Raw genomic sequence first — 25,395 nt, 5'->3', positions numbered from 1 at the left:
GATCAGGGCATTACCGGTGGCGTATAGACCAGCGTAGTGCCCAATGCCCAGAGCAGAAACAGCACCAGCGGCGTGTGGACCAGCAACTGCACGAACGAGAAACCGATCAGGTCACGTGCCTTGAGGCCCAGCACGCCCAGCAGCGGCAGCATGTAGAACGGATTGATCAGGTTGGGCAGCGCTTCGGCTGCATTGTAGATCTGCACCGCCCAACCGAGGTGATACTGCAGGTCGTTGGCGACTTGCATCACGTAAGGCGCTTCAATGATCCACTTGCCGCCGCCCGACGGAATGAAAAAGCCCAGAATGGCCGAATAGACGCCCATCAGAATCGCGTAGGTGTCGTGGGAGGCAATGCTGGTAAAGAATGTCGAGATGTAGTGCGCCAGGGTCTGCGCATCAGCGCCTTTGACTGTGGTCAGTAACGCAGCGATCGAGCCGTAAAGCGGGAATTGAATCAACACGCCGGTGGTGGTGGGCACGGCCCGCGCTACGGCATCGAGAAAGCTGCGTGGTCGCCAGTGCAGCAACGCACCGAGCATGATGAACAGAAAATTGTAGGTATTGAGCCCGGAGATTGCGGTGATCGCCGGTTTGCTCGAAAACTCGCTGAACAGCCAGCCGACCCCCAGCAGCACCATCAGGATGATCAACAGCGGGCTGTATTCCAGCCATTCGCCGGGCCGTGTGCGAGGTGCCAGTGGCGGCAGGCTGAATGCCGGGTCGACACCGCAGGCCTTGGCGTCCCGGGCGCTGTTCGGGCCAGGGGCGGTGGCATAGGCCACGATCAACGATATGACTACCAGCGCGGCGAGCATGACCCCGGATTGCCAGAGAAAGATGGTTTCAGTGAAAGGGATCACGCCGGTTATCGCCATAATCGAAGGCGGCAGACTGGCCGGATTGGCCTGCAACTGTGCAGCCGAAGACGACAGCCCCAGCGCCCAGACTGCGCCCAGCCCCAGATACGCGGCAGCACCGGCCGCGCGATAGTCCATGCGCAGGTCGGTACGGCGGGCGAGGGCGCGCACCAGCAGGCCGCCGAACACCAGTGACAGCCCCCAGTTGAGCAGCGAAGCCAGCATGGAAATCAGCGCCACCCAGGCCACCGCCGAACGACCGTTACGCGGCACCCGGGCCAGCCGGTCGATCAGGCGCACCGCGGGCGGCGAACTGGCCACGACGTAACCGCCGATGACCACGAAGGCCATTTGCATGGTGAACGGAATCAGGCTCCAGAACCCGTCACCGAACGCTTTGGCAGCCTCGGCCGGACGTGCGCCAATGGCCAGTGTTGCCAGTGTGACGATGACCACCGCCAGCGCGGCAAATACCCATGAATCGGGAAACCAGCGTTCAGCCCATGCGGCGCAGCGCAAGGCGAATCGGGCAGAGCGGCTTTCTTCTATGTTGGCGTTGGCGGCCATTGGGGGCACCTCTTTTTGTAATTATTATCGGGGAGTTACTTGAATCGGGGAGTTACTTGAACAGCCGACTATTGCGGACGCAGAGCGTCCAGAACGAAAAATCCTGTGGGAACGACCGGTGCGGCAATCGGCATTGCTCGCGAAGAGGCCAGTACAGTTCCCGGATATCGGGTGTTTGAACCAACGTCTTCGTGAGCAAGCTCACTCCCACAGAGATTTGTATCCAGCCTGCTCGAAGATGCCTGAGTTCAGAAACTCATCTCGATCACATCATCCGGCACGATCAGTTTGCCTGCGGTTTTTGCCACGATTTCTTCCACGCTGACCCCCGGCGCACGTTCGCGGAGGATGAAGGCACCGTTGTCGATTTCCAGATACGCCAGGTCAGTCAGAACCTTGCGGATGCAGGCCGCGCCGGTCAACGGCAGGCTGCAGCGGGGCAGCAGTTTGGATTCGCCATCCTTCGAGGCATGGGTCATGGTCACGATGATGTTGTCGGCACCTGCCACCAGGTCCATCGCGCCGCCCATGCCTTTGACCAGCTTGCCGGGGATCATCCACGACGCGATATTGCCCTCGACATCCACCTCGAAAGCACCGAGCACCGTCAGGTCGACATGACCGCCGCGGATCATGGCGAAGGATTCGGCCGACGAGAAAATCGACGCGCCGATACGCGCCGTAACCGTCTGTTTGCCGGCATTGATCATGTCAGCGTCTATGGTGTCTTCGGTCGGAAATGCGCCCATGCCCAGCAGACCGTTTTCCGACTGCAACATGACGTCGATGTCGTCCGGTACGTAGTTGGCCACCAGGGTCGGAATGCCAATGCCCAGGTTCACGTAGTAACCGTCCTTGAGTTCACGGGCGACGCGTTGAGCCATTTGTTCGCGAGAAAGTGCCATGGTCTGAAATCTCTTTGTTGTTGTATGGCCGAGCTGCTCTGTCAGGATTTTCTGACGGTGCGCTGTTCAATGCGCTTTTCGAAGGTGCCCTGAATCACCCGGTCGACGTAAATGCCAGGCGTGTGGATCTGAGTGGGCAAGAGTACGCCGGGCTCGACGATTTCCTCGACCTCAACCACCGTGATCCGCCCTGCGGTGGCCACTACCGGGTTGAAATTCTGCGCGGTATGACGATAGATCACGTTGCCGAAGTGGTCGGCTTTCCAGCCCTTGACCAAGGCGAAGTCGCCGGTGATTGCCTCTTCCAGGATCACGTTTCGGCCATTGAACTGCCGGGTTTCCTTGCCTTCAGCCACTGGCGTGCCATAGCCGGTCGCGGTATAGAACGCAGGGATGCCCGCGCCGCCTGCGCGCAGTTTTTCTGCCAGGGTGCCTTGCGGGGTGAGTTCAACTTCCAGCTCGCCGCTGAGCAACTGCTTTTCGAACAAGGCGTTTTCGCCCACGTAGGACGAAATCATTTTCCGGATCTGCCGGTCCTCAAGCAGGATGCCCAGGCCGAAGCCGTCAACGCCACAGTTGTTGGAAACGACGGTAAGGCCCTTGATGCCCATACGCTTGATCTGCGCGATGAGGTTTTCCGGAATGCCGCACAGACCGAAGCCGCCGCAGAGTAACGTCATGTCGTCGGTCAGCCCGGCAAGGGCTTCTTCGTAGGTCATTACTCGTTTATCGAGTCCAGCCATGTTGATCCGCCTTTTATAGTTGTTGACCGACAGTCGCACTGTCGGAGGATCGGGTGACTTGCATCTTCTCTCGCAGCGACTGATTTGTTAATTTTGTTTTTCTGATCAATTGATAAGAAAAACAAATATATGAACGTCAAGCAGCTTCGGGCTTTTCTGGCGGTTGCGCAGTACCTGAGCTTCGCCCAGGCCGGGGAACGACTGAACATCTCGCAACCGGCGTTGAGCCTGACCGTCAAGAGCCTTGAGGAGGACCTTGGCGGGCAATTGCTGACACGCACTACACGCAACGTCGGCCTGACACCCGAGGGCGAAACCCTGTTGCCGCTGGCGCGCCAGTTGCTGGCTGACTGGGACAACACCGAAGAGCTGCTGCGACAGCGGTTTACCTTGCAGACGGGCCGGGTTTCGGTCGCCGCCATGCCGTCGTTTGCCGGCAATCGATTGCCGGCAGCGCTGAAGGTGTTTCGCGGGCGCTACCCACGGGTCAATGTCGCGGTGCACGACGTGATCAATGAACAGGTGCTGGAGATGGTGCGTCACCGCCGTGTCGAGCTGGGCATCGGCTTTGAGCCCGAGTCGAACAGCGCGTTGTTGTTCACTCCGTTTTATATGGATCGCTTCGTGGCTGTGGTCTCGAAAGATTCGCCGCTGGCCGGGCTTGGCGAAGTGTCCTGGGCCGAGCTGTTGGGCGAAGACTTCATTGCCCTGCAAAGGCCTTCGGCTGTGCGTTTGCTACTGGAGCAGGCCATCGAGCCGATGCACGGCAAACTGGCGGTGGCGTTTGAAAGCCATCAGCTTTCCACCATCGGGCGCATGGTTGCCAATGGCCTGGGTGTCAGCGCGGTGCCGTCGCTGTGCATCGGGCAGATGCAGGAACTGGGTGCTTGCTGCATCGCGCTGGTGGAACCGCGTATCGAGCGTCGTATCGGCCTGATGATGCTGGCCGATCACAAGCTTTCCGCTGCGGCTCAGGCGTTGCGCGAGGTATTGATCGAGGATGCTCGCGATAGTCGATAGCGACTATCACGGCGGATGATTTTTGCTGCGTCGGGGGCGGGCGTAACCTTGCGTCATTCCTGAAACGAAGCCTGCCCCGGAGGCCCCAGATGAACCGTATGCTTGCCCTTGCGCTTGTCCTCACATTCACCGTTGCACTGCTCTCCGGCTGCTCCACCCACCATGCGGTCGAGCAGCGTCCCTTCAGCGCCGAAGAAAGCCATCAACTGGCGCTTGAAGACCTTAACCGGCGCGGCCTGTCGTTTGATGAATACCAGGCACGCAAGGCGCAATTGATGGCTGATCCGCAGGCACAGCAGGCGCGCGAATTCGATGATAAAGGCGAAGCAAGCGTTGACCTGAATGTGACTGGCCAGCAGCCACAAGGTTAACAGTCCGCTTTAAAAGAGTTTTTTATCAAACTGTACGGTAATAATTACCGGTCAACTGTCCGTGTGTTTCTTGCAGCGCCTTCTATAGGGTAAGTGCCTGACTCACTGATCTGGACAGGCTGTATGGTGCTCTCTTTCGATTTGCTTCTTGCCTTTACACTCTTCGCGTTCGTCACCTCTATTACCCCCGGCCCGAACAACATGATGCTGCTGGCCTCGGGCGTCAATTTCGGTTTCAGCCGTACGTTGCCGCACATGCTGGGTATCAGCATCGGTTTTTTTGTCCTGGTGCTGGCCGTCGGTTTCGGGCTGGGCAGTGTGTTCAAGGCATGGCCGCTTCTCTACACCATCCTGCGCTATGTCGGCGCCGCTTATCTGTTGTACCTGGCGTGGAAAATCGCCACGTCAGGTCCTGCCTCCGATAACGTCGACAGTCAGGGCAAGCCGCTGAGTTTCATGAGTGCAGCGCTGTTTCAATGGGTCAACCCCAAGGCCTGGATCATGGCGATTGGTGCCATTAGCACCTACACGCCGATGCAGGGCTATTTCTACAATGTGGTGGTGATCTCGGCGGTGTTTGCGCTGATCAACCTGCCCAGTGTCGGTATCTGGGCAGGCTTTGGCAGCCTGTTGCGCAATGTTCTGCGTGACCCGCTCGGGTTGCGCATCTTCAACGGCGTGATGGCGGTGCTATTGGTGGCCTCGTTGTACCCGCTGTTTGTCGAGCATTGATGCCGGGCTATAAAGCCAGCTGCAAATGCCCGCCGGCCTGCTTGTGACGTGCCTGCAAGCGACGTTGCAGGCCTTGATGGAAGTGCTCCAGCCCCTCATGCAGGCGCTCGGTGAGGATTTCGTCCAGGGTGCCGCCTTCTTCGTTGTCGTCGTAGCTGATCTGGGTATCGATGGCGAAGATGCCGTGCAGCACTTCCTGCGATTTGAGCGCCGACAGTACCGGTTTGAGGGCGTAATCCACGGCCAGCATGTGCGCGATACTGCCGCCGGTGGCCAGCGGCAGGACTACTTTGCCATGCAGTGCGCGCTCGGGGAGCAAGTCGAGCAGGGTTTTCAGTGCGCCTGAAAATGATGCCTTGTAGACCGGCGTACCAATCAGCAGGCCATCGGCTTGCCTGACCGCTTCGATAAGTTCCAGCACTTGCGGGCTGTCGAAACGGGCAAAAAGCAGGTCCTCGGCATTGAAGTCGCGTATGCGCAGCGTGGTGACTTCCACCCCGTGGCTTTGCAACCAGCGGCTGGCATGGGCCAGCACTACGCCGGAACGGGATTTTGGGGAGGGGCTGCCGGAAAGTGAAACAACGAGCATATGGGATTTCCTTGCGATAAGCGTGTGTCTGTAAAGCAGCTTGTGTGCCAGCCTTCGCAAGGTCCGGTGATGGCCCGCAGGCATTGGGCTTGCGCGCTTTTCATACAGACGGTGCTGTGTTGCGATGCTGACGAAAAGCCAGCCAACTGTTGAACGACTGTTGCTCAGGCAACAGTTTCGCGTTGTTCGGCGGGCCAAAAAAATTCCCGCAAAACTGCTTGCAGGAAGATTTTCAAAGCGACGTCAAAGTCAGTTGCGGAACGCTGCGCCGGTCTGCACCACACTGGCCGAACCGAGCAACTGGCTGATGAATCGGCTCCAGCGGGTGATATCGGCCGGGCCGACAAATACCACGTCCTGCGCCTTGAGCTCGAACTGCCCCGCCAGCAGGTAGGCGGTGGGCTTCCTGGCATTGAGGTGGTAAACGGTGGAGGTCGCTTCGGCAAAGTTTTCCGCACCGCGTATCACATACACCGCATCGCCATCTGCGCTGTCCGGGCTGAGGCCGCCGGAGTTGCCCAGCGCCTCCAGCAACGTCAGGCGGGTGGTGCCGAAGGAGATCACTTGCGGGTTACGTACTTCGCCCAGCACGTAGATCTTGTTTCGCGAAACGCTGTTCAAGTGGAGGTAATCGCCATCCTTCAGGAAGATTCTGCTCAGTTGCGAGTCTCTGCGGTTCAGCGAGTCGATGTCGATCAAGTAATCGCGGCCATCGCGGCGCAGGGTCAGACCGGCCAGATTGGCATCGGTCAGGTCAACTCCCGCGACACTTACGGCCTGCACCAGGCTCAACGGAATGTTGGTAATGGGTTGCGGGCCGGGCACTTTGAAGGAACCGGACAGGAGTATTCGCTGACTGTTGTAGCGCAGCACTTTGACGTCGACCTTGACCTCGGTGTATTGCGGCGCCAGCCCCATGCGCAACTGCTCGCGCACTTCGCTCACCGTTCTGCCGCTCGCGCGAATTCGTCCGACGTAGGGGAAGTAGAGCGTGCCATCGTTGAGCACTTCCCGGGTGTTGGCATCCAGCTGGTCCTGCGAGCCTGGCGCAGTCAGTTCCGGGTGTTCGAACACGGTGACCAGCAAGGTATCACCAGCGCCGATCACGTATTCCGGAGTCTTGTAGTCAAGCAGCGCCTGCGGCAGTGCCTTGGCATCTGCGGTGGCGCGTTGTTGCTGTTGCTGAAGACTTTTCGGTGTGACCTCGACCAGTTGCGCCCGGGGTTCGTCTGGTTTAACGGTGGTAACGTCGTCCCGGGTCATGTGCTGCCCCGGGGCGAATGCGCAGCCTTGCAGCGCCAGGCTGGTGAGCAGTAAAGCAACTAACCTTGGATTCATTGGGTTTTTCCTTTCATGGCATTGCTCCTTTCTTTCGGCGTGTTCGTTCACTCAGCGGAAACGTCAGAAGGCGTTCTTGTTGACGAAGCCTTTGAACAGCGTCAGCAGAATGATTTTGAGGTCCAGCCAGATCGACCAGTGCTCGATGTATTCCAGGTCGAATTCCACGCGCATGCGCATCTTGTCGAGTGTGTCGGTTTCACCGCGCCAGCCATTGATCTGCGCCCAGCCGGTGATGCCGGGTTTGACCTTGTGGCGCAACATGTAGCCGCTGACCTGTTTGCGGTACTGCTCGTTATGGGCGATGGCGTGAGGGCGCGGGCCGACGATGGACATATCGCCGTGCAGCACATTGAAGAACTGCGGCAGTTCATCCAGCGAAGTGCGCCGCAAAAATGCCCCCAGCGGCGTTACCCGTGCGTCATTGCGCGTTGCCTGAAGCACCACATCGGCGTTTTCCTGAACGTTCATGCTGCGAAATTTCCAGACCATGATCGAACGGCCGTCCAGTCCGTAGCGGCGCTGGCGAAACAGCACCGGGCCCGCAGAGGTGAGCTTGATGGCCGCCGCGATGGCCAGCAGTGGCAGGGCGATCAGCAGCAGAATCAGACCGGACAGGACGATGTCTTCGGCGCGCTTTACCAGGCTCCAGGCACCGTCCATGGGCGAATCGAAAATGCTGATGCTGGCCAGGCCATTGATGCTTTCACTGCGGGCATGCAGCAGGTCGAACATGAACACGTCGGGAATCAGGTACACCGAGGCGGTGGTGTCGCTCAAACCGGTAATCAGCTCGCGCAATTGCGGCTCGGCACTGAACGCGAGGGTGATGTACACCTTGTCTAAACGGCCTGCACGGGCATCCTCTATCAACTGGTTCAGATCACCCAGCACTGGCAGACGGCGTTTTTCGCCCAGCAGATTCATCTGCTGCGGGTGCGAGTCGTAAAACCCCAGCAGGTTCAGCCCCATCCACGGCGCGAGGGAGATGGAGCGGGCCAGTCGCTCGCCGACCTGACCGGTCCCGACAATTACCACCCGGCGCGTATTGAAGCCGTGCCGACGCAGCGTGTGCAGGGCCAGGCGGATCAGCAGTCGATAGCCGCACAGCACCGCAAGCGCCAGGGCGAACCAGCTCATCTGGCCGTTATCGGGCAATTGCGTCTGGTTGAGCAGCAGGCTGTTCAGTGACAGCAGGGTGATGAAGGTCATCGCCCAGTAACTGAAAACCTTGGTCAATTCGCGCAGGATGCGCTCGCCACGCCATGAACCATATAGCTGGTGATATTCGCTGACCCAGTGAAATACCAGTACCGCGAGAATGATGTGCGACCAGGCCTCGGTGCTGTTGCTGACCTGCAGCCCGGTTTGCCAGTAACCGGTCAACACGATGATGATCAGGTCCAGTAGACGATGGGCGAGCGACAGCGCTGACTGATGGGCATGCAGAATGCCGCGGACGGAAGTGCGCATTGGAGGGCTCGCTCAGACGGTTTTTATGGGGATGACACGGCCTGGCAGTTCGCTACCCGAGACCGGCGATGGTTGGGCGACCCGGTGCGGGTGGGGCAGGCGGGCCAGATGCACCAGATGCGAGGTGGCCAGACGATTCTCGACGAAGGCTTTGATCTCCTGCTCGAAACGCGCCACCGAAAACCGTTCGGCGTTGGCCCGGCAGGCCTGCGGCGTGATGCGTGATTGCGCAGCTTCAAACTCGCCGATGGCGGCGCTCAGCGCTGCCACGGTTTGCTGCCGATAGAGCACGCCGGTCGGTTGCGGGTGATCCAGACCGTGCACGGTCTCCATGATGCCGCCCTTGCCGAACGCGATCACCGGCGTGCCGCAGGCTTGGGCTTCAACCGGGCTGATGCCGAAATCCTCTTCGGCGGCGAAGACAAACGCTTTGGCGCCGCGCATATATTCCAGCAATACCGCGCCAGGCTGGAAACCCAGCAGCGTTACATTGGGCGCCTGCCTGGCAATGGCCTGCGCCTTGGCCAGGTCCGGTCCGTCACCGATCATGATCAGGCGTTTGTCCGGCATGGCGACAAAGGCTTCGACGATCATTGGCATGCGCTTGTAAGGCACCATCCGCGAGGCACACAGATAGAAGTCCGCGCGCGCGCCGTGGGGGGTGAAACCGAGGGTGTCCACCGGCGGATAGATGACGGTCGAGTCACGTCGATACGCCTTGGAGATGCGTGCACCGATAAAGCCCGAATTGGCAATGAATGCGTCCACACCGGTCGACGTGCGTTGGTCCCAAAGGCGCATGTAATGCAGGACCAGGCGCGCCAGGCTGCCCTTGACTCCCTTGCCCAGTCCTGATTCCTGCAGGTACTGGTGCTGCAAGTCCCAGGCGTAGCGAATCGGCGAGTGCACGTAGCTGATATGCAGTTGGTCCGGGCCGCAAAGCACGCCCTTGGCGACTGCGTGACTGCTGCTGATGATCAGGTCATAGCCGGAGAGGTCCAGTTGCTCGATGGCCAGCGGCATCAGCGGCAGGTAGCGTGAATAATGTTTGCGTGCGCCGGGCAGCTTCTGGATGAACGTGGTTCTGGCTACCTTGCCGCGCAGCTGCGCGCGGTCCTGATCGCTGAGAAAGTCGATGACTGCAAACAGGTCCGCATCGGGCCAGACGTTGATCATTGAAGCAAGCACACGCTCGGCACCGGCGTAACTCACCAGCCAGTCGTGGACGATAGCAATTCTCATGGGCGTTCCTTGCTGTAATGGCCCGCGCTACTGCGGATGCGACAGGGCGCGTGCTGGCGTTACTGTTGTGGGTTCAGGGTTTGCCGGCGGACGACTCGGGTACGACATGGCGCTTGCTCTGCGACGCAGGAGCAGACTCCAGCAGCGCATCGATACGCTGGGAAAGGCGTTGCGCGGAAAGGTCCCAGGAAAAACGCTGCACGTTATGCAACCCCTGAGCACGCAGCGCATTGCGCAACGGCGCATCCACCAGCACGCGCTGCATTGCTGCGGCCATGTGGCTGACGTCCAGCGGGTCGAAATACAATGCGCTGCCTTGCAGCACTTCCGGGATTGAAGCGGCATTGGCGGCCAGCACCGGGCAACCGCAGGCTTGGGCTTCAAGCGGCGGAATGCCGAACCCCTCGTAAAGCGAAGGAAATACGAACGCTGTGGCACCCTGATACTGGCTGATCAGCTCGGCATCGTTAAGTCGCCCCAGAAAGCGGATGCGCGGGTCACGGCAGGCGAGGTGTTGCAGGTCAGGGTCGGCGAACAGTGCGCTGGCAGCGCCGACAATATGCAGTTGCAGGTCGGTGTGGCTACGCAAACTCAGAAATGCCTGAATCATCCGGTTGAAATTCTTGTGTACGGCGGGTGAGGAAACTGCAAGCAGGTATCTCGGCTGATCGACAGGTGTCGGCCCCGGGGTGAATTCGTCACTGACCGCAGCGGGCACGACCAGCACCTTGTCCTCGGCGTAGCCATAGAACGAGGTTATTTCCCTTCGCGAGAAGCTGCTGCCGGTGATCAGCGTTCTGGCGCGTGACAGCAGAATCGGGGTGATGGTCCGATAGGCCAGGCGGAACAGCCGGGTGTAGCTTTGCGGATAGCGTACATAGGTGATGTCGTGGTGAGTGGCTATCTGATTGCCATAGAACATTGGCCCTGTGTTGCTGACCGAAATCAGCAGCGGGCTGCCTTGACGTTTCAGGTGAAGCGGCAGGTCGATCTGTTCCCACATATGCCCGGTGGAATGACCGATGCATTGGGCCTCCAGTGCGCTGGCACAGTCATGTAGCCTGATAGTGCGCGGAGCGACGAATACCAGATCGTCGCGCAGCCGCTTCAGGGCTCTGCACATTTGCTCTGCGTAACGCTGTACACCGCTGACATCCTGGGTGAGGAACCGTGAATTGATGACAATCATCTCGAGCATCCTGCTGATGAGGGTGATCTGGCTGGTGCCAGGTTCTGTCCTTGAACGGGCTTGATGGGGCAGATTGCGCCCCGTTACTGTGTGACATATATGCGGCGGTCCTGCAGGGTCTGGGCAAAGATGCTTTCGTACTGGTCCAGCATCAGGTCCAGGTTCATCAACGACGCGACACTGTTGCGTGCCTGGCTGCCGAGGCGTGCCAGCAGTTCCGGTTGCTGGTGCAGCTTGAGCATTGCCAGCCCCAACGAGTCCGGGTCATTGGGGCTGCACAGCAGACCGTTTAGAGGTTCCTGAATGATTTCCGTCAACCCGCCCATGCGGCTGGCGATGACGGGCAGGGCGTGTGCGCAGGCCTCGACGGCCACCATGCCGAACGGCTCATTCCACAGGGAGGGGACGATTGCCACGTCGATCTGGCGGTAGAAGTCTTCGGGCCTCTGGGCGCCGACAAAGCTGATGTCCGGTGATGTGGCCATGGCCCTGAAATGCTTTTCATCGGCCGCCTGTCCACGCCCGGCAATCTGCAGGGTGGCTTTGAACGGCAGGTGCTGAAACTGATCAATCAACCATCCCAGCCCCTTGTTTGTGGACAGCGTGCCCAGGTAACCGAAGCGCAACGGGGCGTCATCGATGGGGGCTCTGGGCTGCCCGGAAATCGGCGGGGTGAACGGGCTGGCGTTATGCACCACGTAACCCCGCGCGCCTTTGAAATAGCCCTGCGCCTGCAAGGTGTCGAGCATGAAGCGGCTGACACCAACGACCGTGTCGACCTGTTCTGACAGCTGTGCATGATTGCTGCGCAACTGCGAGCACATCGTGCATTGGCGCTGACAGCTATGACCCTTCTTGAACATGGTGCTGGCCGGGCAGAGCAAGTAAAAGTCATGCAGGACCTGCACGATCGGGCGATTGGCCCCGGTTATTTCGTCCCACGCCGACACCGACCAGCCGGTGAGGTTATGGCACACCACCAGCTCCGGCTGCTCCAGTTCCACCACTCGCCTCACGTACTCGCGCATGCCGGCGTTGTAGCGATCGCGCCAGTGCCAGGCAAGCCGCGCCAGACGGCCCGGACGCTGGGCGATGAAGTGCCAGTACCGGTTGAGCAGGCCGGCGCGATAGACCTTGACCCGATTGACCTCTGCCAACTGCAGGCCGGGCCGATCGGTGGTGGCCAGCACGGCGACGCTGTGTCCACGTTGCTGCAAGCCCTCGACAGTACGTTGCAGAATGATCTCTGCGCCGCCGCCGATATCGGGCGCATAAAGGCTGCTGATAAACAGTATCTTCATAACGGGTAGGCCTTGTTCAGGCCCAGCCTGCTGGCTTCCCCATCGTGAATGGCGTCGTTGATCAGGTTCAGACGCGCGTCGGCGTCATAGCGCCAGGCATACAGGCTCAACAGGCAGAGAAACACCTGGCGATTGAGTCGGTAGAGCAGGGGGGAGGACGCCCAGATATGCCGGTCGAACCACGCCTGGTTACGCGCGGCGTAATAAGCGCGCAGGTCCGATCCGCCCGACAGGTAGCTTTCATAGACGTTGCGGGTGCGCGCCTTGATGTTCCATGAGTCCTCGAGATCCTCCAGCAACGCTTCGGGTACCAGAAATACCTTCCCGCCACCGTCGGTAATGCGCCAGGTGTATTCGGTGTCATCGCTGTACAGCTTGAGTGCGTCCAGTGGCAGGCCGATTTTCTTGTACAGGCTGCGGTGGGCCAGCAACCCCCCGTAGGTAGCGAAAGGAAGCTGTACCCGTTCCGGCATGGCCACGCTGGCCCCCGGCTTTCCCCAAGGCAGGCGTCGCCAGATCTTGTATGGCAACTGGGCGATGTGAAAGCCGAAGAAGCTCGAGCGCCTCTGAATGGCGTAACGTAGCGGTACACCCGCGGCGATGTCCGCTTGATGCGTGGGGCGAAAGCCGAGCACTGCGCAATTGTCCCGGCCGTCGATCGTTTCCCGTTCTTGCAGAGACCGGTGCAATACCTCAATGGCATGAGCGGTCGGCGCGTTATCGTCGTCCATCAGCCAGATGTAATCGTCGCCGTTCTCCAGCGCGGCCTTGATGCCGGTCGAATAGCCGTTGGCCGAGCCGGTGTTGTCAGGCAGCCAGATCACCTGAACCCGCTCGGGCCACTCGTCGCACAGCGCCTGCAATGGTGCGACGGAAGCGTTGCTGACAATGATCACACGACCAATCAGCGGGCTCTTCAGCGAGCGGCTGATCAATGTGTGCAGATAGCTGAAACGGTCACCATAGGTGAGCGTCACCAGGGTGGTCTGGTGGGGCATGGTGGGGTTCCGGGGGCAGTGGAAGCAGACGGACGACGCATGTTTCAGGCACGCGCCTGAGGTAGTTTCATGCAAGTGCGGCAGGCCTTTACGCGCGGGCTTCGAGCCTTGAAAGGCTGCTGATGGGCAACACCACTTTTTGCTGGCGTTGCAGCATGTTGAGCAGAATCACTGCACGCTCGGTGCCGTCTTCGCTCAGAAAGATGGCTTCCACATCACTCCAGCTGCCCGTCGTGATCATTACCGGATCACCCTGAATAAATCGTGCTTTGGGCGCAGGTGCGGAGAGCCGCTGGCGGATCTGCTCGATCAGATGATCGCGAACCGGCACCGGGTGTCCGCCGAACGTCACGATGCGCGAGACGCCACGGGTGGAGCGAATCGGGTACCAGTTGTCCTGTACCTGATCCATCTGAATGAACAGGTAGCCGGGAAACAAAGGCTCGTCGGCCTGAACCCTGGCAGCGGTTTTTTTCGCATCGACCTGCAACGGTCGGTAGCACTGGAAATGCTGGCGTCGCAAATGCTCTTCGGCGCGGGCTTCCTGACGCGGTTTGGTCTGGATCAGATACCAGCGAGCGTCCTGGGCGGAGAGGGCCATGATTAATTCCTTTTAAATGAAACAGCGCAGTGAACGGCAGGCGTCAATACGGGTTATCGGGGCGCAGGGTGGTAGTTGTAGCCATAGGCTGCGTAGTCGTAATCGGACGTCGTGGCCTTGCGCACCACCGCGTTGAAAATGGCACCCTTGATCAGAATTCCGTTCTGGCCCAGCCTGCGTTTGCAGGCCTCGATTTCCTGGACGGTGGTCATGCCGAAACGGGCAACCAGTAGGCAGGTGCCTGCCTGGCGACCCACCAGTGTCGCGTCGGTCACGGCAAGGATGGGTGGCGTGTCGATCAGGATCAGGTCATACAGCGGCGACAATTCGGTCAGCATCCTGTTGAAGTTGTCATGCATCAGCAGTTCCGAGGGGTTGGGTGCCGCGAAACCACAGGAGATGAAATCCAGATGCCGGACCCGCGTCTGATGGATGACTTCAGTACACCGCAAGCGGGCGGCCAGCGTGTCGGACAGACCGTGTTTGGGCTGCAGGCCAAAGAGCCTATGCAGGTAGCCTTTGCGCATATCGGCATCGATCAACAGGACGCGCCTGCCGGTCTGGGCAATGATGGTTGCCAGATTGCTCGATACAAACGATTTGCCGGCGCCTGGTGTCGGGCTCGATATCATCAGTACGTTGTTGCGCGCCTCCAGCATGGCGAAGTGCAAGCTGGTACGCAGGCTGCGCAGCGACTCGATGGCCAGCTCGCCAGGTGCGGCAATGCTCAGCAGTCTTGAGTCCTTGCTGTCCTGATCGCGCTTTTCCAGGCGTTCCTGCTGCCGCGAGTGAGGCAATGATGCGTAGACCGGCATGCCCAGACTTTCGATGATTTCGGCGCTCTCGATGCCCCGATAGAACGCCTGGCGCACGAATACGATGGTCATCGCGACCAGTGCGCCGATCAGCGTGGCGATCAGCACAATCAGCGTCTTCATCGGTTTGACGGGTTTCTCGACATTGGTGTCGGCGTTGTCGATGACCCGCACATTACCAATGCTGCCAGCACGCAGAATGTCCTGCTCCTGACTCTTGTTGAGCATCAATGTGTAGGTCTGGCTGATGACCTGCATATCGCGGGTCAGACGCAGCAACTCCTGCTGGGTCATGGGCAGCGCGTCGATCTTCTTCAACAGGCCTTGTTTCTGTTGTTCCAGCTGGTTCATCTGGCTCATCAGGCTGCGATAGGTCGGGTGCTCACGGGTGTACAACCGTTCCAGCTCTACGCGCCTGAGTTTCAGTTCGGAAAGCATCGAGTCGAGGCTGACTACCTGATCAAGCACGCCTTTGGTTTCGATGCTCAGGTCCACCGACCTGGCGCTGGTCTGGAAGGTGTTCAGCGCAGTCTCCGCGTCCTCCAGCTGTTTGCGCACGGCAGGCAACTGCGAGCGTAGAAACTGCAGCCGTTGCGCGGCCTCGGCCGAACTGCGCTCCACGTTCTGGCGTACATAAAGATGGCTGACTTCGTCGAGAATCCGGTTGGCCCGCTGTGCGTCCTGGTCCTCGATGGACAGGTAGATGATGCCCGAGTCCCGGCCGGCTTCGGCGATTTTCAACCGGTTCTGATAAACCAGCGCGGTGCTGAGCGTGCGCTGTCTGGAGACGCTGAAATCGGTACCGGGACGCGCGCGCAGCGTGGCGACCTGAATCTTTACCCCGTTGCCTTCGACAACACGGTTGAGGGTGCCACCAAGCAGCAGATTGTGTTCGTTATCGTAGAGCGAGAACTGGCCAGGCTTGCCCGCGGTTAGGGTGAGTTTTTCGCCTAGCAGGTGCTCCGGCACTTCCAGTTGGAATACCTCGATTTTCTCGCCACCCCACGCGTATTGCGTCAGGCCGAATAACGGCTTAGCCAATTCACCGTCGCGCACCGGCTTGAAGGTGCGATATAGATAGGGGCCGATCACTGGAAAGAAGTCGGGTGTCTGGAGCGTACTGAGCTTCAGATCGTCGACGACCTTGCCCAACAATGCGCGCGACTTGATCAGCTCGATCTCGGTGGTCGCCTGTGACACTGACAATGGCTTGGCGCTGACCTCCGGGGTGCCCTCGATGCCGATTTTTCGGGGCTCTATCTGAATCATGGCGGTGGCCTGATACACCGGCGTGGCCAGAATGGCGTAGCCCAGGCCGATCAGAAAAAACAGGCTGACGGTCCACAGGATCAGCGCTTTGTGATCGAACAGCATGCGCAGGACCGCTGCCAGATCAATCCGGGAGTCCTGGTGGAAATCCAGCGAAGGACGGTTCATGGCGGTCATTTATCCTGTTGCTCCTGACTGAAAATGAGGAAGCCAGTCGTCAATGCAGCGTGAGAGCTGCGCGTAGGTCTGTTCAAAGGCTGATGCGGGACGTCGGTAAGGGTCGGCGATGTCGAGCGGGTGTTGCCATTTACCGATCAGAAAGGCTTTGCCGCGTACTTCGGGTGCGAGTTTGAGGACGTCGGCAAAATGTGCCTGCTCCATCAGCAGAATCAGGTCAGCCTGGCGTAGCAGCTCACGGCTCATCTGCCGAGCTGCATGGCGCTGAGGCTGCACCCGGTGCGATTGCAGAACCTGCCGAGCCGCCGGGTCGATGGACGAACCTGACAACGCGGCGATGCCTGCTGATTGAACGCGCACCTGCGTGGCCTCCAAGCGTTGATGCAGCATCGCGACGGCCATCGGGCTGCGGCAGATGTTGCCGACGCACAACACCAGTACGTTACTGAACATGTGCTTTGCCAGTGGTTGGCAACAGGCGTTTGCTCAGGTTGACGGCAACGTTGCCGGCCACTTTCCACAACGTCTGCAGTTTGTGGCGGGGGGCGAGCGCGGCCAGCGAGAGGCACACCGTCTGCATCAGGAAGTGTTCGTACAGGGGCTGATTGCCCAGACGATTGTAATAGTTGGCCAGGCTTGAACAGGTCTGCAGGTTCATATGCAATTTGCGTTTGTCGCTGCGCATGGAAAACACGCCGCCGGGGTGCAGCCGATAGGCAGCCGGCTTGATCTGCGCCATGAACTTGCCTTTGCCGTAAGCCCCCAGCAACGACCACCAGCACATATCGTTCAACGGTGCTCCGCACATGCTCAATTCTGGCGGCATTGTGCTGAATACATTGCGAAAGCAGACGGTCAGGGTCGACAGGCGTCTGGCCTGTTGCAGCTCCAGCGCCGTAGCGTCGCTGCGTAACAGGCCTTGCAGCTGCACGCCGTACTGGCCGTGTTCGTCGAAGGCGAACGCATCGTGATAGGTGATGACGTAATCGGCATGGTTCTCGAGAAAGTCCACTTGCAACTGCAGCTTTCGCGGATCAGTCCAGTAATCGTCGGCTTCGCAGTAGGCGATATAACGGCCGCGGGCTTCAGCGAACAGGCCCGGAACGCAAGGCGCGCCCTGACTGTACTGATTGACCTGCTGATAGAAGGGCCGAATGATCGTCGGATGCCGCTCGGCGTAGTGCGCAATGATGCGTGCAGTGCCGTCCGTGGATGCATCGTCGTTGATCAGGATTTCGAACCTGAAATCGGTCTGCTGTGACAGAAACCCGTCCAGTGCCTGAGCAATGAAGGCCTCCTGGTTGTAGGCGGGGCATATGATGCTCAGCAACGGCGGTGCCATGCAGGCCTCGTCGGTATTTTTTGCAGTGTCGTCCATGGCTCAGGTACTCGGTTTGCTGAACAAAACATAGATTTTCGACGCCAGCGGTCTATGGCTTGCCGCTACCAGTGTCAGAGTGACAAGACCACTGGCGGCGAGCGCCAGCAGCAGGCTGCCACGGCTTTCATCGGCAATCAGATGGAACACAGGCGCGCTGATCGCCAGGCCCGCAGCGGTCATCGCACTGATCCGCAGAATGTCGCTCAACCATTGGCGATGAAGGCCCGGTGCCAGGTGCCGATGGACGATGACGGGCCATATGGCGAAGGACGTCGCACGCAGAAAAAACCACGCCAGCGCTGCGCCGTAAACGCCTTGATAATGGATAGCCACAAACATTACAGGCACGCTGATCAGTGTCGAAATCACGCTGTACCACAGGTGCAAGTGCATTCGGCCATGGGCGTATTGCAGGTAGAACTGAAAAGCACTGGCGGCCATGATTGCGCTGCCCAGCGCGTACCAGCCCAGCACCGGTCCACTCCAGCGCGCGGCGGCTTCATCACCCGTCCAGGCGATAATCAGCGGTTCGGCATACAGGGCAATGACCGCTGCCAGCGGGAACAGAAAGGTACAGGCAAGGCGATTGGCTGCCAGAAACAACGTGTGCATGTCGTCGCGTCTACCTTCGGCCATCAACACGGTCAGGCGCGGCAAGAGCGTCTGAACCAGCGGGTTGCTCAGCATCACGATGCCAGTGGCGATCAACGCAACCAGTGAAAAGTAGCCGTACTGATCCAGCGGCAGCAGATTCGACAGCAGCACCTTGTCCACCTGAGTCAGCACAATCCACAGCACTGCGCTCAACGACAGGCTGGCGGCGAAGGGCATCAGCGGCTTGACCAGTTGCCAGTCCAGGCCGGTCAGCCAGTGTGGCGCAGGCATCTGGCTGCGGGCTTTGCTGGCAAATAGCAGGGCTTCGAGCAGCCCGACTACAAGCTGAAATATAAAAAAGTCCTGTGGGTCCCGGGAAAACTGACTGACCAGCAGCAAGCCGCCGAAGTAGCGCAGCGTTGCAATCGACACATTCGCAGCGTTCAGCCAGGCGTGCTGCTCAAGGCCCTGAATGGCGCTTTTATAGAGTGTCGAATACAGGCGCAAGGCGATGACGATGCCCATCAGGGTGATGCACTGCGCCAGTGTGTCGGGTTGCAGCGTATTGGCGTTCAACCACTGTGCTGCGATCCAGGTGCTGGCGACATGGATAAGCAGCCCGCAGAGCATCGCGATGGGCAGAAATATCAGTTCGAATGAGCGCAGCAGACGGCCCAGGCTTTGTTCGCTCACGGGAGTGCCTTGCTGATGTGCCACCGCGCGCACCAGGCTGGGGGACAACCCTGCGTCCAGCAGTTGCAGCCAGGCTTGCAGCAGGGTGAAGAAACCGATCAGGCCGTAGGCCTCGGCACCTAGATGGCCGAGATAAAACGGCATGATCAGAATCCCGACCAGCATTACATAGGCCTGTCCGCTGTAGTTCAGGACGGTGTTGCGAATGATCGAGCGGCTGCGAATGATCGGGCGGTTGCGAATGACCGGGGCTGTGCCACGCATGATAGTCAGCAGACCCCGGCAGCGGAGCAAGCCGGGTAGTCCGTATCAGTCACACCACAGGTTTCGATCAGCGTGCGGATGACCAGGTCCTGCTCGTTTCTCAGCAGGCCGGGATAGATCGGCAGGCACAGCACTCGTTCGCTCAATGCTCTGGACACAGGCTGGCCGGGCTGTGGCTGCAGGTATTCAAGGGTGTCGAGTGAGGGGTAAAAGTACCGGCGTGGGTTGATCTTGCGCAGGTTGAGTGCCGTGCGCACCGTCAACAGCTGTTGCTCGTTGTGCAGCGCCACCGGGTAATAGCTGTTATTGAGTTCGCTGTCGGCCTGGGGTTGTTGCAGATCCAGATAACTTTCCAGTGCTGATGTATAGCGGTGAGCGATTTGCGCGCGCTCTTCAAGGATGTTGCCGATGTTGTCGAGAATGCACAGCCCCATGGCTGCGGAGAATTCATTGAGCTTGGCATTGATGCCGATGCCGTCGATTCGGTCTACTCCCGATATGCCAAAGTTGCACATCAGGTGGGCGCTTCTGGCCAGTTCGTCATCGTTGGTGATGATCGCGCCGCCTTCGATCGTGTGAAACAGTTTGGTGGCATGAAAGCTCAGGGTGCTGATATCGCCATGGTTGAGCACCGACTGGCCTGCATGGCGCACGGCAAATGCATGTGCGCCGTCATAGATCACCTTGAGCTTATGTTCACGGGCAATTTGCTGAATGGCTTCTACGTCGCAAGGATTGCCAAACACGTGGGTGCCCACGATTGCTGTGGTGTCTTCGACGATGCTGCGTTTGATGTGTTGCGGCGAGATATTCCAGGTGTCCGGATCAATATCGGCAAAGACCGGGCGAATACCTTCCCATTGCAGCGAGCTGCTGGTGGCGACGAAACTGAATGGCGTTGTAACGGCGCTGCCGCTCAACCCCAGAGCCCGATAGGCAACCTGCAGGGCCAGGGTGCCATTGTTGGTCAGAATAATGTGTTTGACGCCCAGATAGTCCTTGAGCCGGTCCGTCAGTTCCCTGGCCAGCGGGCCGTGATTGGTCAGCCAGCCACGGGCGTAGATACCTTCTACGTAGCGTTTGAACTGGTCGATATCACCCAGATACGTCTTGGTCACATTAATCATCGAAGCCTCCATGTTTCTCTGAATCGGGGTGTTGCCGAGTGGGTGACCGGACATCTTTTTTTGCGTGCAGGCGCTGCATTGCTTCAGGCAACGCTACCGCCACACCGAACGTGTTCAGCACTTTAAAAATAGAATGGGGAGTCAACAGACATCCGCCGACGCCTGATGAGCACCGTGGAAATAACTGACAGCGTGGGACGGAACAGCGGTCGACTTCGGCTTGATTATCCCGACGCTATGCTCTGCGGCATGTGCGTGACAACGGAATGCGCCTGACGGTCCTATATATCGGTGGCGGCAGGGTATCTGTCGAATTGTTTCGTCAGCTTTCTGTTATATTTTTGATAAATGGTCGAGCAGATTTTATAACTATATGATTTATAAGGGTGTCAAAAAAATATCATCCTCCATGTGTATTTAAATGACACGCTGAACGCGCTCTGCAAGACGACAATAAGTCATCGGATTTTACAATATCGGCCTGCTTATATTTCTAATTGTTATATATAAATATTAATTGATAATTTTTGGTTCTATCTGGTTTGGTGCATGATCGTGTTCACAGACTGCAAGCAGGAGAACGAACATGAAAGAGCCAGCGCTGTATTTTGATTACGCCGCCACTACACCTGTGGACGAGCGTGTTATCAGGGTCATGGTTGATTGTCTGGGTGTGGCAGGCAATTTTGGCAACCCTGCATCCAGCGCTCATTCATTCGGACAAAAGGCCCGCGTTGCGGTAGAGATTGCCCGTGAGCAGGTCGCCCATCTGGTAGGTGCTCAGGCTTCGCAGATCATCTGGACCTCCGGTGCCACCGAATCCAGCAATCTGGCACTCAAGGGCGTGGCTCAAGAGCGCGCGAAGAGGCAGGCAGCATTCGCCGGAGGCAGGTCCGGCCATTTCATCACCAGTCAGATCGAACACAAGGCAACCCTTGATACTGCCCGGCAACTTGAGGAAGAGGGCGTCGAGGTTACCTGGCTGGCACCGGACAGCGATGGCCTGATCAGCGCCGACGCGGTCAGTGCTGCTTTGCGCGATGATACGTTTCTGGTCTCGCTGATGCTGGTCAACAACGAACTGGGTACGGTCAACGACATCGCGGAAATCGGCAGGCGGGTACGGGCCCACGGCGCGTTGTTGCATGTCGACGCTGCGCAGGGCGCTGGCAAGTTGCCGATTGACTTGAGCCAGCTTGAAGTAGATCTGATGTCGCTTTCTGCACACAAAATCTATGGGCCCAAAGGGATTGGCGCGCTGTATGTCGGCCCGCGCGCGCAGCAACGGGTTCTCGCCCAGATTCACGGGGGCGGGCACGAATGTGGGCTGCGCTCCGGTACCCTGGCGACGCATCAGATTGCCGGGATGGGCGCGGCCTTTGCCCTGGCGGCCGAAGTGCTTGAAGAAGAGGTTGTTGAAATACAGCGGCTCAATCGCCTTCTTTGTGAGCGACTGGCTGATATTCCGGGGGTGTGTATCAACGGCAGTCCCACCCAGCGGATTGCCCACACCCTCAGTTTTACGTTTACCCACAACGATCTCGACATAGCAGCGCTGGGCGACAGACTTGCCTTCTCTTCCACCTCGGCCTGTAACTCGGCGAAGAACCTGCCTTCACATGTCCTGCTGGCTCTGGGACTGAGTCCGCAGGCTGCCGGCCAGACCATACGCCTGAGCCTGGGGCGCTACACGCGTGATCAGGATATCGAGCGTGCGGCCGAGTCGATTCATGCCTGTCTGATTCAGCCAGCGTTTTGGGCGGTTGCTCAGTCTCGATGAGTGCTCCATTATCTGAACCGGTGAAAGCAGTCAATTTCCGGGTCAGCAGGAGAGTCAATGAGCACGCAATCCAATGCCAGTTCAGAAGTGGCAGAACGTTTGGCGCAAACCCGCGCCTTGATGAGCAGGGAGCGCATCGATGCCTATCTGGTGCCGTCAGCGGATCCGCACCTCTCCGAATACCTGCCCGGCTATTGGCAGGGGCGCCAGTGGCTGTCGGGTTTTCACGGCTCGGTCGGTACACTGATCATTACCCAGGACTTTGCAGGCATATGGGCTGACAGTCGCTATTGGGAGCAGGCAACCAAGGAACTGGCAGGTAGCGGTATCGAACTGGTAAAACTGTTGCCGGGCCAGCAGGGTCCGCTTGAATGGCTGGCAGACGAAGCCAAAGCCGAAAGTGTGGTTGCCGTTGACGGGGCGGTCCTGGCCGTTGCCTCTTCGCGCACCCTTGCAAGCAGGCTTTACGCGCGCGGCGCCCGCCTGCGTACGGATATCGATCTGCTCACCGAGCTTTGGCAGGATCGTCCTGCCTTGCCGTCTCACCCAATCTACGAACACTTGCCCCCTCAGGCATCTCTGGACCGTGCTGAAAAACTGGCTCGTGTTCGCCAGATCGTTGCCGAGCGAAACGCTGACTGGCACTTCATCGCAACACTGGATGACATAGCCTGGCTGTTCAATCTGCGTGGCGCTGACGTTTCCTATAATCCGGTTTTCATCGCCTTCGCCCTGATCGGCCCGCATAGCGTCACGCTGTTCTTGGACTCACGGAAAGTGCCGGACTCGGTGCGTTCGCGTCTGGAGCGCGACGGTATCAATCTCATGGAGTACACGCAGATTGGCGCAGCCTTGCGCGAGCTGCCGAAAGACGCACGACTGCTGGTTGATCCGGCGCGTGTTACCTGCGGCTTGCTCGATTACCTGGACAGTGAAGTCACGCTGGTCGAAGGGCTTAATCCGAGTACGCTGCTGAAGTCGCAAAAAACCGAGACCGATGCCGGTCATATCCGTCAGGCAATGGAGCAGGATGGTGCGGCGCTCTGTGAGTTCTTCGCCTGGCTGGACAGCGCGCTGGGACGTGAGCCCATCAGCGAAATGACGATTGATGAAAAGCTTACTCAGGCACGGGAGCGACGTCCTGGATATGTTTCACCCAGCTTTGCAACTATTGCAGGTTTCAATGCCAACGGTGCGATGCCGCATTACCGTGCGACTGAAGCGGAGCATGCGCAGATCGAAGGTGATGGCTTGCTGTTGATCGACTCGGGCGGTCAATACCTTGGCGGCACCACCGATATCACGCGCATGGTTGCTATCGGCACGCCGAGTGCCGAGCAGAAGCACGACTGTACTCGGGTTCTCAAAGGCGTTATCGCGTTATCGCGCACTCATTTTCCCAAGGGCATTCTGTCGCCGTTGCTGGATGCCATTGCCCGGGCGCCAATCTGGAGTGAAGGCGTCAACTACGGTCATGGCACCGGGCATGGTGTCGGGTATTTTCTGAACGTCCATGAAGGGCCACAAGTCATTGCCTATCAGGCACCTGCAACGCCGCAGACGGCCATGCTGCCGGGCATGATCACGTCCATTGAACCCGGTACTTACCGGCCCGGACGGTGGGGTGTGCGCATCGAAAACCTGGTGATTAACCAGGAAGCAGGCACTACCGAGTTTGGCGAGTTCCTGCGCTTTGAAACCCTGACACTGTGCCCGATCGATACGCGTTGCATCGAGGTCTCGATGTTGAACGAGGAAGAGCGCACCTGGCTGAACGATTACCACGCTCAGGTTCTCGCGAGGTTAAGCCCTCTACTGCAGGGTACAGCGCTGTTGTGGTTGCAGGCACGCACGGTTGCTGTCTGATCTTGGATGGATCGAAGCGAGTTGCCGCAGGCTCAGTCCTGCGGTAACGGATCCGTCAGTGGTGTGCTTTTTCTACAGACAATGATCATGCTGCGGCTGGTATAACCAGCGGGGTTGAGGCCGAACGGATAGTCTTCCGGCTCTTCTGTGGCATCGCCCGATTTTGCGATGACCTTGAACGTCCTTGACGCACAGGCGTTGGTCGCAAGCTCATAGCATTTGGCCCAGGAAGACGTCAGGCCGGAGCAGTTGATGTGAATGCCGCGCTTGCTTTGCTTGACGGGCTTGGATGTAGCTGCACAACCTGCCACAGCCAACATGGCCAATGCGATAAAAATGTATTTCATTCCTTTCCTTAGCGGGCCATTGCTGATCGCGATCCATCCGGTTGACTGGATCATGAGTCGGTAAAACTGTGACGCAGAACTCTCGAACATGAGTAGGTCAGGCGTAAACATGGCGCATGCGCTCAACAAATGCTAGTGCCATATCGCTTCTTGACCTTGTGACTGCGTGGTCAGTTCAGTCGGCAGGGACCAATTGAGGTTTTGTGTTTGCAGAACCAAGGGTGGCGCCGATGGATGCGAAGATGATTGCGCCAATTGCCAGCCATTGGGTCAGTGAAAGGCTCTCGTGAAGAAACACCAGACCTGATAGCGCTGCGAAGACAGGTTCCAGACTTGCCAGCGTGCCGAATGTGCGCGCCGACATTCGCGTCAGGGCGATCATTTCCAGGCTGTAGGGCAGGGCGGTCGACAGAATGGCGACACCCAGTGCTGCCGGTATCAGTGATATGTCCAGTAATGCAGAGCCTGCGTGTATCACGCCGACAGGTCCGATGAAGAGTGCGGCAATCATCACGCCAAGCGCGGCGGTCTGTACGCCGTTGTCTGCACCTGCCTTATGCCCGAACACTATATAAGCGGCCCAGCACACCCCGGCCCCGAGAGCATAAGCAGCGCCGACCAGATCAATCGCTTCGTTCGAGGTCCCGAGGGGGATCAATAGTAATAAGCCGATGACTGCCAGAGAAACCCATAGGAAATCGATGGGCTTGCGCGAAGACAGCAGAGCTACAGCCAGTGGGCCGGTGAACTCCAGCGCGACCGCGATTCCCAGAGGTACAGTCTGCAACGACATATAGAAGAGGAGGTTCATGCTGCCCAGCGCAATGCCATAGATCACCACAGTGCGTAGCGATTTTGCGGTCAGATTCGCTCGCCACGGGCGCAGGATGGCGATAAGGATAAGGCTCGCAAATACCAGCCTCAAGGTCGTGGTGCCTTGCGCGCCCACTACGGGGAAAAGACTCTTTGCCAGCGACGCGCCGCTTTGAATGGAGATCATGGCGATCATCAGCAGCCCCAAAGGGAAAAGGGCGGCCGCTATAGTGTGGGGTTTCTCAGACATTTCGGTTGTACATCCTGGGGGTGATCCGGGTGCTGGTAAGCGGACATGATGCGCAACAATCGATGCGTGGGCAATATATTGCGCAATCTT

Annotated in this window: 23 protein-coding genes; 5 read left to right on the top strand and 18 right to left on the bottom strand. The window is 58.7% G+C overall.

Features of this window, described 5'->3' with window-relative positions; genetic code table 11:
• Positions 1–2: 2 nt before the first annotated feature.
• The 3 genes from KP808_RS15620 to KP808_RS15610 form a co-directional block, all read right to left on the bottom strand.
• Positions 3–1,427: a short-chain fatty acid transporter gene (locus KP808_RS15620; RefSeq protein WP_122258408.1), complete on the bottom strand. Its 1,425-nt coding sequence runs from the start codon at positions 1,425–1,427 to the stop codon at positions 3–5.
• 248 nt (positions 1,428–1,675) lie between these two features.
• Positions 1,676–2,332, bottom strand: a complete 657-nt coding sequence (locus tag KP808_RS15615; RefSeq protein WP_005741198.1) for a CoA transferase subunit B — start codon at positions 2,330–2,332, stop codon at positions 1,676–1,678.
• Between the two features lie 41 nt (positions 2,333–2,373).
• Positions 2,374–3,075 carry a CoA transferase subunit A gene (locus KP808_RS15610; RefSeq protein ID WP_230016459.1) on the bottom strand — a complete coding sequence of 234 codons (702 nt, stop codon included), beginning with the start codon at positions 3,073–3,075 and terminating at the stop codon, positions 2,374–2,376.
• A 129-nt stretch (positions 3,076–3,204) separates the two neighbouring features.
• On the opposite strand from KP808_RS15610, the gene KP808_RS15605 reads away from it, so the two are divergent.
• The 3 genes from KP808_RS15605 to KP808_RS15595 all read left to right on the top strand — a co-directional run bounded on the left by KP808_RS15605 (position 3,205) and on the right by KP808_RS15595 (position 5,198).
• A complete protein-coding gene (locus tag KP808_RS15605) occupies positions 3,205–4,095 on the top strand; it encodes a LysR family transcriptional regulator (protein ID WP_230016458.1) in 891 nt (296 codons plus the stop codon).
• An 89-nt stretch (positions 4,096–4,184) separates the two neighbouring features.
• Complete coding sequence (locus tag KP808_RS15600; RefSeq protein WP_058401896.1) at positions 4,185–4,466, top strand: hypothetical protein; 282 nt, start codon at positions 4,185–4,187, stop codon at positions 4,464–4,466.
• A 123-nt stretch (positions 4,467–4,589) separates the two neighbouring features.
• Positions 4,590–5,198, top strand: a complete 609-nt coding sequence (locus KP808_RS15595) for a LysE family translocator (protein ID WP_004661013.1) — start codon at positions 4,590–4,592, stop codon at positions 5,196–5,198.
• A 7-nt stretch (positions 5,199–5,205) separates the two neighbouring features.
• Here the strand turns inward: KP808_RS15595 and ssuE are convergent, their stop codons facing one another.
• From ssuE to KP808_RS15530, 13 genes are all read right to left on the bottom strand, one after another.
• On the bottom strand, positions 5,206–5,787 hold the full coding sequence (gene ssuE, locus KP808_RS15590) for an NADPH-dependent FMN reductase (protein ID WP_230016457.1): 582 nt from the start codon (positions 5,785–5,787) through the stop codon (positions 5,206–5,208).
• A 249-nt stretch (positions 5,788–6,036) separates the two neighbouring features.
• Positions 6,037–7,125, bottom strand: coding sequence for a polysaccharide biosynthesis/export family protein (locus KP808_RS15585; protein WP_230016456.1), 1,089 nt, complete (start codon positions 7,123–7,125; stop codon positions 6,037–6,039).
• A gap of 63 nt (positions 7,126–7,188) precedes the next feature.
• Positions 7,189–8,598: an undecaprenyl-phosphate glucose phosphotransferase gene (locus tag KP808_RS15580; protein ID WP_230016455.1), complete on the bottom strand. Its 1,410-nt coding sequence runs from the start codon at positions 8,596–8,598 to the stop codon at positions 7,189–7,191.
• Positions 8,599–8,610: 12 nt separating this feature from the next.
• The gene (locus tag KP808_RS15575) at positions 8,611–9,840 is read right to left on the bottom strand and encodes a glycosyltransferase family 4 protein (RefSeq protein WP_230016454.1); all 1,230 of its coding nucleotides are present in this window, start codon (positions 9,838–9,840) and stop codon (positions 8,611–8,613) included.
• A gap of 73 nt (positions 9,841–9,913) precedes the next feature.
• Positions 9,914–11,029 (bottom strand): glycosyltransferase family 4 protein, encoded by a 1,116-nt coding sequence (locus KP808_RS15570; protein WP_058401901.1) that lies wholly within the window; start codon positions 11,027–11,029, stop codon positions 9,914–9,916.
• An 83-nt stretch (positions 11,030–11,112) separates the two neighbouring features.
• Entirely contained in the window at positions 11,113–12,330 is a 1,218-nt protein-coding gene (locus KP808_RS15565; protein ID WP_230016453.1) for a glycosyltransferase family 4 protein, read from the bottom strand.
• A complete protein-coding gene (locus KP808_RS15560) occupies positions 12,327–13,328 on the bottom strand; it encodes a glycosyltransferase (RefSeq protein WP_230016452.1) in 1,002 nt (333 codons plus the stop codon). Before KP808_RS15560 ends, KP808_RS15565 begins: the two co-directional genes overlap by 4 nt.
• An 88-nt stretch (positions 13,329–13,416) precedes the next feature.
• Positions 13,417–13,929 carry a transcription/translation regulatory transformer protein RfaH gene (gene rfaH, locus KP808_RS15555; protein WP_058401904.1) on the bottom strand — a complete coding sequence of 171 codons (513 nt, stop codon included), beginning with the start codon at positions 13,927–13,929 and terminating at the stop codon, positions 13,417–13,419.
• 53 nt (positions 13,930–13,982) lie between these two features.
• Positions 13,983–16,190: a polysaccharide biosynthesis tyrosine autokinase gene (locus tag KP808_RS15550; RefSeq protein ID WP_230016451.1), complete on the bottom strand. Its 2,208-nt coding sequence runs from the start codon at positions 16,188–16,190 to the stop codon at positions 13,983–13,985.
• Complete coding sequence (locus KP808_RS15545; protein ID WP_058401906.1) at positions 16,191–16,643, bottom strand: low molecular weight protein-tyrosine-phosphatase; 453 nt, start codon at positions 16,641–16,643, stop codon at positions 16,191–16,193.
• A complete protein-coding gene (locus KP808_RS15540) occupies positions 16,633–17,568 on the bottom strand; it encodes a glycosyltransferase family 2 protein (RefSeq protein ID WP_230016450.1) in 936 nt (311 codons plus the stop codon). Before KP808_RS15540 ends, KP808_RS15545 begins: the two co-directional genes overlap by 11 nt.
• A gap of 3 nt (positions 17,569–17,571) precedes the next feature.
• Positions 17,572–19,122 carry a lipopolysaccharide biosynthesis protein gene (locus tag KP808_RS15535; protein ID WP_230016449.1) on the bottom strand — a complete coding sequence of 517 codons (1,551 nt, stop codon included), beginning with the start codon at positions 19,120–19,122 and terminating at the stop codon, positions 17,572–17,574.
• 5 nt (positions 19,123–19,127) lie between these two features.
• A complete protein-coding gene (locus KP808_RS15530) occupies positions 19,128–20,249 on the bottom strand; it encodes a DegT/DnrJ/EryC1/StrS family aminotransferase (protein ID WP_230016448.1) in 1,122 nt (373 codons plus the stop codon).
• A 586-nt stretch (positions 20,250–20,835) separates the two neighbouring features.
• On the opposite strand from KP808_RS15530, the gene KP808_RS15525 reads away from it, so the two are divergent.
• Together KP808_RS15525 and KP808_RS15520 are read left to right on the top strand one after the other, a co-directional pair.
• Entirely contained in the window at positions 20,836–22,029 is a 1,194-nt protein-coding gene (locus KP808_RS15525) for a cysteine desulfurase family protein (protein ID WP_230016447.1), read from the top strand.
• 57 nt (positions 22,030–22,086) lie between these two features.
• Entirely contained in the window at positions 22,087–23,895 is a 1,809-nt protein-coding gene (locus KP808_RS15520) for an aminopeptidase P family protein (RefSeq protein WP_230016446.1), read from the top strand.
• Positions 23,896–23,927: 32 nt separating this feature from the next.
• On the opposite strand, the gene KP808_RS15515 is transcribed toward KP808_RS15520, so the two are convergent.
• Positions 23,928–24,242: a hypothetical protein gene (locus tag KP808_RS15515; RefSeq protein ID WP_230018904.1), complete on the bottom strand. Its 315-nt coding sequence runs from the start codon at positions 24,240–24,242 to the stop codon at positions 23,928–23,930.
• A gap of 175 nt (positions 24,243–24,417) precedes the next feature.
• Positions 24,418–25,305 carry a threonine/homoserine exporter RhtA gene (gene rhtA / locus KP808_RS15510; RefSeq protein ID WP_122258420.1) on the bottom strand — a complete coding sequence of 296 codons (888 nt, stop codon included), beginning with the start codon at positions 25,303–25,305 and terminating at the stop codon, positions 24,418–24,420.
• Positions 25,306–25,395 lie beyond the last annotated feature (90 nt).

The organism is Pseudomonas savastanoi, assembly GCF_020917325.1.
GTDB classification, from domain to species: Bacteria; Pseudomonadota; Gammaproteobacteria; order Pseudomonadales; family Pseudomonadaceae; genus Aquipseudomonas; species Aquipseudomonas amygdali.
The sequence above is the reverse complement of the archived record's forward strand: the minus strand, read 5'-3'. Positions and strand labels throughout refer to the sequence as shown.

Excerpts from the sequence above, each read along its gene's own strand:
- KP808_RS15620 (WP_122258408.1), bottom strand. The coding sequence starts at position 1,427 with ATGGCCGCCAACGCCAACATAGAAGAAAGCCGCTCTGCCCGATTCGCC.
- KP808_RS15565 (WP_230016453.1), bottom strand. The coding sequence starts at position 12,330 with ATGAAGATACTGTTTATCAGCAGCCTTTATGCGCCCGATATCGGCGGC.
- KP808_RS15580 (WP_230016455.1), bottom strand. The coding sequence starts at position 8,598 with ATGCGCACTTCCGTCCGCGGCATTCTGCATGCCCATCAGTCAGCGCTG.
- KP808_RS15585 (WP_230016456.1), bottom strand. The coding sequence starts at position 7,125 with ATGAATCCAAGGTTAGTTGCTTTACTGCTCACCAGCCTGGCGCTGCAA.
- ssuE (WP_230016457.1), bottom strand. The coding sequence starts at position 5,787 with ATGCTCGTTGTTTCACTTTCCGGCAGCCCCTCCCCAAAATCCCGTTCC.
- KP808_RS15520 (WP_230016446.1), top strand. The coding sequence starts at position 22,087 with ATGAGCACGCAATCCAATGCCAGTTCAGAAGTGGCAGAACGTTTGGCG.
- KP808_RS15610 (WP_230016459.1), bottom strand. The coding sequence starts at position 3,075 with ATGGCTGGACTCGATAAACGAGTAATGACCTACGAAGAAGCCCTTGCC.
- KP808_RS15570 (WP_058401901.1), bottom strand. The coding sequence starts at position 11,029 with ATGATTGTCATCAATTCACGGTTCCTCACCCAGGATGTCAGCGGTGTA.
- rfaH (WP_058401904.1), bottom strand. The coding sequence starts at position 13,929 with ATGGCCCTCTCCGCCCAGGACGCTCGCTGGTATCTGATCCAGACCAAA.
- KP808_RS15550 (WP_230016451.1), bottom strand. The coding sequence starts at position 16,190 with ATGACCGCCATGAACCGTCCTTCGCTGGATTTCCACCAGGACTCCCGG.
- KP808_RS15605 (WP_230016458.1), top strand. The coding sequence starts at position 3,205 with ATGAACGTCAAGCAGCTTCGGGCTTTTCTGGCGGTTGCGCAGTACCTG.
- KP808_RS15530 (WP_230016448.1), bottom strand. The coding sequence starts at position 20,249 with ATGATTAATGTGACCAAGACGTATCTGGGTGATATCGACCAGTTCAAA.
- KP808_RS15575 (WP_230016454.1), bottom strand. The coding sequence starts at position 9,840 with ATGAGAATTGCTATCGTCCACGACTGGCTGGTGAGTTACGCCGGTGCC.
- KP808_RS15525 (WP_230016447.1), top strand. The coding sequence starts at position 20,836 with ATGAAAGAGCCAGCGCTGTATTTTGATTACGCCGCCACTACACCTGTG.
- KP808_RS15545 (WP_058401906.1), bottom strand. The coding sequence starts at position 16,643 with ATGTTCAGTAACGTACTGGTGTTGTGCGTCGGCAACATCTGCCGCAGC.
- KP808_RS15535 (WP_230016449.1), bottom strand. The coding sequence starts at position 19,122 with ATGCGTGGCACAGCCCCGGTCATTCGCAACCGCCCGATCATTCGCAGC.
- KP808_RS15515 (WP_230018904.1), bottom strand. The coding sequence starts at position 24,242 with ATGAAATACATTTTTATCGCATTGGCCATGTTGGCTGTGGCAGGTTGT.
- rhtA (WP_122258420.1), bottom strand. The coding sequence starts at position 25,305 with ATGTCTGAGAAACCCCACACTATAGCGGCCGCCCTTTTCCCTTTGGGG.
- KP808_RS15600 (WP_058401896.1), top strand. The coding sequence starts at position 4,185 with ATGAACCGTATGCTTGCCCTTGCGCTTGTCCTCACATTCACCGTTGCA.
- KP808_RS15595 (WP_004661013.1), top strand. The coding sequence starts at position 4,590 with ATGGTGCTCTCTTTCGATTTGCTTCTTGCCTTTACACTCTTCGCGTTC.
- KP808_RS15615 (WP_005741198.1), bottom strand. The coding sequence starts at position 2,332 with ATGGCACTTTCTCGCGAACAAATGGCTCAACGCGTCGCCCGTGAACTC.
- KP808_RS15540 (WP_230016450.1), bottom strand. The coding sequence starts at position 17,568 with ATGGACGACACTGCAAAAAATACCGACGAGGCCTGCATGGCACCGCCG.
- KP808_RS15560 (WP_230016452.1), bottom strand. The coding sequence starts at position 13,328 with ATGCCCCACCAGACCACCCTGGTGACGCTCACCTATGGTGACCGTTTC.